Source organism: Pseudomonas sp. PS01303 (assembly GCF_029959385.1).
GTDB classification, from domain to species: domain Bacteria; phylum Pseudomonadota; class Gammaproteobacteria; order Pseudomonadales; family Pseudomonadaceae; genus Aquipseudomonas; species Aquipseudomonas rustica.
In genome coordinates this window covers 1-7,806 of the sequence record NZ_JASCPK010000208.1, presented here as the reverse complement: position 1 = coordinate 7,806, position 7,806 = coordinate 1, and the positions used below count along the sequence as shown (strand labels likewise).

General features: G+C 59.3%; 7 protein-coding genes and 1 pseudogene. 2 read left to right on the top strand and 6 right to left on the bottom strand.

The genetic code is table 11. The annotated features are described in order from the left end of the window. Positions 1–219 precede the first annotated feature (219 nt). Both ggt and QMX93_RS28780 read left to right on the top strand, forming a co-directional pair. On the top strand, positions 220–2,052 hold the full coding sequence (gene ggt / locus QMX93_RS28785; protein ID WP_282358945.1) for a gamma-glutamyltransferase: 1,833 nt from the start codon (positions 220–222) through the stop codon (positions 2,050–2,052). 152 nt (positions 2,053–2,204) lie between these two features. Further along, positions 2,205–2,375 (top strand): annotated as a pseudogene (locus QMX93_RS28780) (transcriptional regulator); the annotation flags it as partial. Positions 2,376–2,398: 23 nt separating this feature from the next. Here the strand turns inward: QMX93_RS28780 and QMX93_RS28775 are convergent. The 6 genes from QMX93_RS28775 to QMX93_RS28750 all read right to left on the bottom strand — a co-directional run bounded on the left by QMX93_RS28775 (position 2,399) and on the right by QMX93_RS28750 (position 7,528). Then, complete coding sequence (locus QMX93_RS28775; protein ID WP_282358943.1) at positions 2,399–3,031, bottom strand: LysE family transporter; 633 nt, start codon at positions 3,029–3,031, stop codon at positions 2,399–2,401. 80 nt (positions 3,032–3,111) lie between these two features. Then, positions 3,112–3,333, bottom strand: coding sequence for a helix-turn-helix transcriptional regulator (locus tag QMX93_RS28770; RefSeq protein ID WP_053123815.1), 222 nt, complete (start codon positions 3,331–3,333; stop codon positions 3,112–3,114). 7 nt (positions 3,334–3,340) lie between these two features. After that, positions 3,341–3,901 carry a DUF2975 domain-containing protein gene (locus tag QMX93_RS28765; RefSeq protein ID WP_282358940.1) on the bottom strand — a complete coding sequence of 187 codons (561 nt, stop codon included), beginning with the start codon at positions 3,899–3,901 and terminating at the stop codon, positions 3,341–3,343. A 92-nt stretch (positions 3,902–3,993) separates the two neighbouring features. Next, positions 3,994–4,605, bottom strand: a complete 612-nt coding sequence (locus tag QMX93_RS28760; protein WP_282358938.1) for a flavin reductase family protein — start codon at positions 4,603–4,605, stop codon at positions 3,994–3,996. A gap of 176 nt (positions 4,606–4,781) precedes the next feature. Next, complete coding sequence (locus tag QMX93_RS28755; RefSeq protein WP_282358937.1) at positions 4,782–6,098, bottom strand: PAS domain-containing methyl-accepting chemotaxis protein; 1,317 nt, start codon at positions 6,096–6,098, stop codon at positions 4,782–4,784. A gap of 116 nt (positions 6,099–6,214) precedes the next feature. Then, a complete protein-coding gene (locus QMX93_RS28750) occupies positions 6,215–7,528 on the bottom strand; it encodes an MFS transporter (RefSeq protein ID WP_282358936.1) in 1,314 nt (437 codons plus the stop codon). Positions 7,529–7,806: the final 278 nt, after the last annotated feature.

Here is a 7,806-nt window from a genome sequence, read left to right as displayed (position 1 = left end):
GCTCGCGATAGCGCTGGATCAGTCAGCAATGATGTTGAATGTGATGACGCTATCGCGAGCAGGCTCACTCCTACAGGGAGTCGTTATGGTCCATCAGTTGAGGTTGACCCTAGCGAACATCCGCCCTGAAAAGAAAGACAAAAATGCCCATCGGTTTGCGTCTCGACCGACCGGTCGATAGAGTCCCTCAGACTTTTAATCCACGGACGGAGAGCCCGCGTGTTTTCAGCCTTGCCCTTGAGCCGCTTTCGCCTGCCTGCCCTGACGCTGATCATCAGCGCCCTGACCCTCACCGCGTGCAACGCCCCGCCCTCATCGGTCATGCCGTTGGCACCGGAAGCCGCGTCGGGTTTCCGCACCGATCTGCAAACCCGTCACGCCAGCAAACACATGGCCGCCGCTGCCAATCCACTGGCTGCCGAGGCCGGTCGCGAGATGTTGCGTCAGGGCGGTTCGGCGATTGATGCAGCGATTGCGATGCAGGCCGTGCTGACCCTGGTTGAGCCGCAATCCTCCGGGATCGGTGGCGGCGCGATGATCGTGCTGTGGGACGGTAAACAGGTGCGCACCTATGACGGTCGCGAAACCGCGCCGGCCGGTGCGACCGAGAAACTCTTTCTGCGCCCTGACGGTAAACCGATGTCGTTCCCGCAAGCACAGATCGGCGGGCGCTCGGTCGGCACTCCTGGCGTTTTGCGCGCTCTGGAAATGGCGCATAAACAACACGGTCGCCTGCCATGGGCCAAGCTGTTTGAACCGGCGATCAAACTCGCTGAACAAGGTTTCGCGATTTCCCCGCGCCTGCATTCGCTGCTGGAATCTGATCCGGTGATCCGCAACTCGCCGGACATGGCCGCGTATTTCCTCAATGCCGATGGCAGCGTCAAAACGGTCGGCACACGCTTGCAGAATCCAGCGTTGGCCGCCGTGCTCAAACGCATCGCCAACGAAGGCGCCGACGCGCTGTACAAAGGCCCGATCGCTGAAGAAATCGTCGCCAAGGTTCAGGGCCACGCCAACCCGGGCAGCCTGTCGCTGAACGATCTTCAGCACTATCAAGCCAAAGAACGCGCGCCGCTGTGCACCGACTACAAGCGCTGGCAAGTCTGCGGCATGCCGCCACCATCGTCGGGCGGCATCGCCGTGGCGCAGATTCTCGGCACCTTGCAGGCGCTGGAAACCCGCGATCCGCGCTTGTCGCTCACGCCGCTGAAACCAGTGAAAACCGACAAACCCGCCGGCATCGAACCCGCGCCACAAGCGGTGCACCTGATCGCCGAAGCTGAACGTCTGGCCTACGCCGACCGCGCGCAATACGTCGCCGATACCGACTTCGTTCCGGTGCCAGTGAAAGGCCTGGTCGACCCGGGTTATCTGGCCAGCCGCGCCAGCCTGATCGGCGAGCGCAGCATGGGCACCGCCAAACCCGGCACACCACCGGGCGTGCAAGTGGCCTACGCACCGGATCGTTCGCCACTGCGCATCTCGACGTCACAAGTGGTCGCGGTGGATGACCTCGGCGGTGCCGTGTCGATGACCACCACCATCGAAGCAGCGTTCGGTTCGCACCTGATGGTTCAGGGTTTTCTGCTCAACAACCAGATGACCGACTTCTCCTTTATCCCTGAAGAGAACGGCCAAAAAGTCGCCAACCGCGTCGAGCCCGGCAAACGCCCACGCTCGTCGATGGCACCGACCTTGATCTTCGATCGCAACAGCGGCGAATTCCTCGCCAGCGTCGGCTCACCGGGCGGCTCGCAGATCATCGAATACGTGGCGAAAACCACCATCGGCCTGCTCGACTGGAATCTCGACCCACAAAGCGCCATCAGCCTGCCCAACTTCGGCAGCCGCAACGGCCCGACCGAACTGGAACAGGGCCAATTCAGCCCGGCGCTGATTCAGGCGTTGAAGGACAAAGGGCATGCGTTGAATGAAATCGACATGACCAGCGGCACCCAAGCGATTGTTCGGGTCAAGGATGCGCAGGGCAATGCAACGCTGGAAGGTGGCGCGGATCCACGGCGTGAAGGGGAAGCGTTGGGGGATTGAGGCTTACATGCAAGACGGAAAAGGCTTACCGGGAGGTAGGCCTTTTTTTATGCGGGAACGGAAGCTTCGGCCATGTCATGTCGCCTTTTCCTACCCCTGAAAATTGTACGCAGAGGTAGAGTGAGTCCGTTCGTTGAAATGGAGTTTTCCCCATGAACATGCGTCCGATTCACACCGAAGAAGACTACCGTGCGGCGCTCAAAAACGTTTCCGCACTTTTCGACAATGAACCTGAACCTGGTACGCCTGAAGGGGATTACTTCGAGGTAATGATCACCTTGATCGAAGCCTACGAAGCGAAGCATTTTCCTCTCGACTTGCCCTGAGACAGATACACCCAATGCGCTCAACGACTCGCCACCAAATGTGCGCCAAAAAGCAAATAGCAACCACCGGCCAGTCGATCCAGCCACTTACGCGAGCGTTCGTAAACACTCGCCACCCGGCGGCTGGCGAAAAACAGTGCGACGCTGCAATACCAACTGAATGACAGCGTGGCCATGGTCAGTACCGCCAGCGCCAGCAATAACGGCGGTATGTGTGCCGGCATTGCGGTAGCGAAGATGGTGGCGACAAACAGTGCCGATTTCGGATTGGTCATGTTGCCGAGAAAGCCTCGGGCATAGGCGCCGCGCAGTGTTTGCTGCGACGCGTCCACGGTGCCCGGCGCGATGGCAGCCTTGCGTTTGAATTGCTTGAGGCCGAGGTAGATCAGGTAGCAACCACCGGCGATCTTGAAACTGAGGTACAGCGTCGGAGCAGCGCTGAACAATGACTGGATGCCCAAGCCGCCGGCCAGTCCCCACAGTACCGTGCCGCTGGCCACACCCAGTGCGGCAACGACGCCATGGCGTCGCGAACGGCTGACGGCCAGTTGCGCGATGTTGAAGAAGTTCGGCCCCGGCGTGACCACGGCGACTGTCCACAACAGCGCCAGCGACAGCAATGGAGCGAGGTAGCTCACGGCAGAGATATCCATGGGGCATGTGCCTGATTGATTCGACAATGCCCACACCTTGCAACATCCCACCGCGTTTTGCCATGGGTTGGGCAGTGCTTTTAAACAGCCGGTTCGCCCTCCGGCACGCGGATCAGCAAGTCGCCGGGTTGGCAGTTGAGGTATTCACAAATGGCGTCCAGGGTCGCCAGACGCAAACCTTTGACCTTGCCCTGTTTGAGTAAGGACAGATTGGCTTCGGTGATGCCGATGGCGGCGGCCAGATCCTTGGATTTGACCTTGCGCAGGGCGAGCATCACGTCCAGTTGAATCACGATAGACATAGCGATCTCAAATAAAAGTACGGTTTTCGGAATCCACTTCGCTGGCCTGCGACAGGATACGCGCAATGATCGAAATACAGCCGGCCATGAACAGCGCGACGAAGGTGGACGCTGTGACGCTTAAGGTCACCATTCGCTCGCCCACGGGCGCATTTTGCGTAATCCACAAGCTGAGTATCGGCTCGCAAAGAAAATCCAGCAGCACCCAGAGCGCCACGGCGCGCCCGACCTTGCCCAGATGACCGGCGGCTTCGGCGGAAAAATACTCTCCCGTGGCGTAGCACTGGAACAGACGGCGCAGCGACTTCAAACCAAACGCCAGCGCGATCAGAGGAATACTCGACAGCACGATCGCGCCCAATGTTTGCCACCACGGAAACACTGCGGCGGCACTGGTCATGTCCGAAAGCTGACGATCGCTCAAGGCGAACCCCAGGCCCAAACCATCCTTGCTGGCCAACGTCGGGAACAGCCAGACCACAGCGTTGAGTACCAGCATCAGGATGATCAGCAGCAACGTGATCGTGGCCATACGGCGGCTGAATTGCGCGAGAGAAACGGAAGTCATGGAAAGCCTCACAGATTGAATGTGAGACAAACCATAGACGATTAAATTATCGCAAAACAATAATTAATTACTGCAAAACGTTAATTTATGTTTCATTTCGATGGATTGGCCTCCAGCACTTTGCCATCCAAAGCATCGCCAATGGTGAGGAAATGCCCGCCCGCCACATGGTGCAGCGTGCGCAATGAATCGTGGCCATCGAAATGCCAACGCCCTTCGCTAAACACGCGAGCATCGGCGTGCGCGGCAATCACTTCGGCGAGGAACAGATCGTACTGCTGATGATTGTGCGGCTCCGGCAACAAACGACATTCAAGCCAGGCGACGCAGCCGTCGAGCAGCGGCGCCTTAACAAGCTCCCCGGCGAAGGTTTGCAGGCCATACGCTTCGAATTTGTCGCGGCTTTGACTGCCAACGATGTCCAGACCGGAAGTGTTACCGACGGTTTGCACGATATCGGCCTGTTGCGCACACGGAACGTTGAGGACGAAGGTGCCCGAGGCTTCGAGCAACTGTCGCGTCCAGGTCGATTTGTCGAGTACGACGGCGACTTTCGGCGGCTCGAAATCCAGTGGCATCGCCCAGGCGGCAGCCATGATATTGCGCTGGCCGTCATGGGCGGCGCTGACCAATACGGTCGGCCCATGGTTGAGCAAACGGTAGGCTTTGTTGAGGGGAACCGGGCGGCGATGGTCGGCGCTCATGGGGATCTGCTCCGGGGAGAAAAGGAGCCGATTGTAGCGCCAGCAACGAAATATCTGCTGGTGAAAAACCTGTAGCTGCGGAACGCTGCGATCTTTTGATCTTGGCCCTCAACATCAAGATCAAAAGATCGCAGCCTCGTTTTACTCGACAGCTCCTACAGGGATTGGATGGATCTTCAGTTGGAAAGTTGATTGGCGAACTGGCCTACCGCGTTCACAACTTTCTGCGCACCGTCCTGAATCTCGACAATCACCGTGCCCGCCTCTGCCGCCAGCGCCAGCCCCTGTTCGGCCTGCAGCTTGCCGTCAGTCATAAGGGCCACAGCATTGCGCGCCATTTCCTGGTTCTGCCGCACCACGCCAACAATTTCGTCCGTCGCCTGACTGGTGCGCGAAGCCAGTTGCCGCACTTCATCGGCCACCACGGCAAAACCGCGCCCCTGTTCACCGGCACGCGCCGCTTCGATCGCCGCGTTCAGCGCCAGCAGGTTGGTCTGTTCAGCAATGCCGCTGATGGTTTTGACGATGGTGCCGATCACCAGCGACTGCTCGTTCAGCGCTTCAATGCCCTCACCCGCCGTCTGCATGTGTCGCGACAATTCGCGCATCACATTGACCGCCTCGGTCACCACCGTGGTACCGCGCTGCGCCGTGCTGTCGGTTTGTTGCGAGGTGCTGTAGGCAATGTTGGCGGCCTCAGCGACCGCTTGTTCGCGGTTGACCTGATCGGTGATCACCGTGGCGAACTTCACCACTTTGTACAGTTTGTTGTTGGCATCGACCACAGGGTTGTAGGACGCTTCCAGCCAGACTGTACGACCATGGCTGTCGACCCGTTTGAAACGCTCGGCGACAAATTCACCGTTGTTCAAGCGACGCCAGAAGTTCGCGTATTCGGCGCTGTTGTACTCCTGCGGCTCGCAAAACATCCGGTGATGTTTGCCCTTGATCTGCGCCAGGCTGTAACCCATGCCGCTAAGGAAACGATCATTGGCGGCCAGTACATTACCGTTGAGATCGAACTCGATCACGGCGGTGGAGCGCACCAGCGCGCCGATCAGGTTTTCGTGTTCACGGGAGGCTTCGATGGTGCGCGTCAGGTCACTGGCGTAGATCGAGATGTTCTTGATCCGCCCATCCGACGTGCGCACCGGCTGCACGATCGAGCGCAGCCACGCCTCTTCACCATTGCCGCGCAGCAAACGAATCGCGCCAGCGAAATGCTCGCCACGGTTCATGGCGTTTTTGAAGCGCTGATGAAACTCATCGGACTTCACGTGGGCCGGAACGATGTCTTCGATCGCGCGGCCAATCAGATCGTGGCTCTTGTAGAGCATTTCACTGAGGAAGTTCTGATTGACCGACTGCACCCGGCCGTCGGGCTCAAGGGTCAGCACCAGCATCTCGCTTTCCAGGCTTTCCTTTACTTGCACAAGGCTGGAGAGTTCTTCACGAAGAGCGGCCAGCTCTTGCTTCAAGCGTTTGTTGAACATGGGAAAGTACCGATGGACAGGTTAGAGAGCGGGATGCAGCCTAACCATCGGCCTTGCGCAGCGTTTCTGAAGAGCGCTTGAGACTCCTCAGTCAAAAATAGTTCGGACGTACGTTGTCAGGCAGTTCCGGCTACCTGACATTGTCCCGTGCGCGGCATCCGCGCGCCGAAATACGCCGCGCTGACGATACCGACCGCGCCCATCACCGCGCAGAACATCACGCAGATCCACGGGCTCCACGGCATCAGACCGATCAGCAACAGCGGTGTGATACTTGCCCACGCGGCGTAGGCAATGTTGTAGGTGAAGGAAATGCCTGACACGCGAATACGCGCCGGGAACAAACCGACCATCACCGAGGGCACCGCGCCCACCACGCCGCAGGCGAGACCCGCGATGGCGTAGGCGATGCCGATCCAGTCGCCGCCGCTGATCAGGCAACCGTAGAGCACGGCAATGCCCAGCGGCAGCAACAGGCTATAGAGCATGACCGTGCGCCAGGCGCCGATGCGGTCGACCAGCAACCCGGCGATCACGCAGCCAACATTGAGAAAGACGATGCCCAATGCACTGAGGCCGAAGGTGTGGCTGGCGGTCATGCCGAAGGTTTTCTGCATCATGGTCGGCGTGATGACGACGAACACCACCACCGCCGAGGTCAGCACGCAGGTCAGCAACATCGCCGGTAGCATCGCCAGTCGGTGTTCGCGCAACACCGTGCGCAACGGCAGTTCGACGCGCGCCTCGCGCTGCGCTTCCATGGCCATGAACACCGGGGTTTCGCTCAGCCAGCGGCGCAAATAGACGCCGATCACGCCGAACACACCGCCAAGCAGGAACGGATAGCGCCAGGCGTAATCGAGGATTTCTGCCGGGGTGAAGACTTGCGCCAGAAACGTCGCGGTCAACGCGCCGATCAGGTAACCGAAGGTCAGCCCGGCCTGGAGGAAGCCCAGCGCATAACCGCGATGGCCAGCAGGTGCATGTTCAGCGACGAACACCCAGGCACTCGGCACTTCGCCGCCGACCGCCGCGCCTTGCAGGATGCGCAGCGCCAGCAACAACAGCGGCGCGAAATAACCGATCTGCGCGTACGTCGGCATGATCCCGATCAGCAGGCACGGCAGCGCCATCATCAGGATGCTCAGGCTGAAGACTTTCTTGCGCCCCATGCGGTCGGCGAAATGCGCCATCAGAATCCCGCCCAGAGGCCGCGCCAGGTAACCGGTGACAAAGATCCCGAAGCTTTGCAGCAGGCGCAGCCATTCGGGCATTTCCGGCGGGAAAAACAGCTGACTGAGGGTCAGGGCGAAGAACACGAAAATGATGAAATCATAGATTTCCAGCGCGCCACCGAGGGCTGCAAGGCCGAGGGTCTTGTAGTCGGAGCGGCTGAACGGCGCGGGTTGCGCAGCGGAATTGGCAGTCATGACAAAGAACTCTGGCACAGGCAAAAAACCAAGGCGCACATGGTCTACGCAAATGGACGGATGGACAACCCGTTAGACCATAGTCCTGATTTGGAAAAACCTGCTCACAAAACGCCTCGGCTTGATTTACTGTTGGGGCCTGTCGGTTCGGGCAAACGCAGTTCCTGTAGGAGTGAGCCTGCTCGCGATGGCGCCAGGTCAGTCAATGCACATGTTGAATGAACGGACGCTATCGCGAGCAGGCTCACTCCTAAAGGGGATATGTGTTTCGCCTGCCA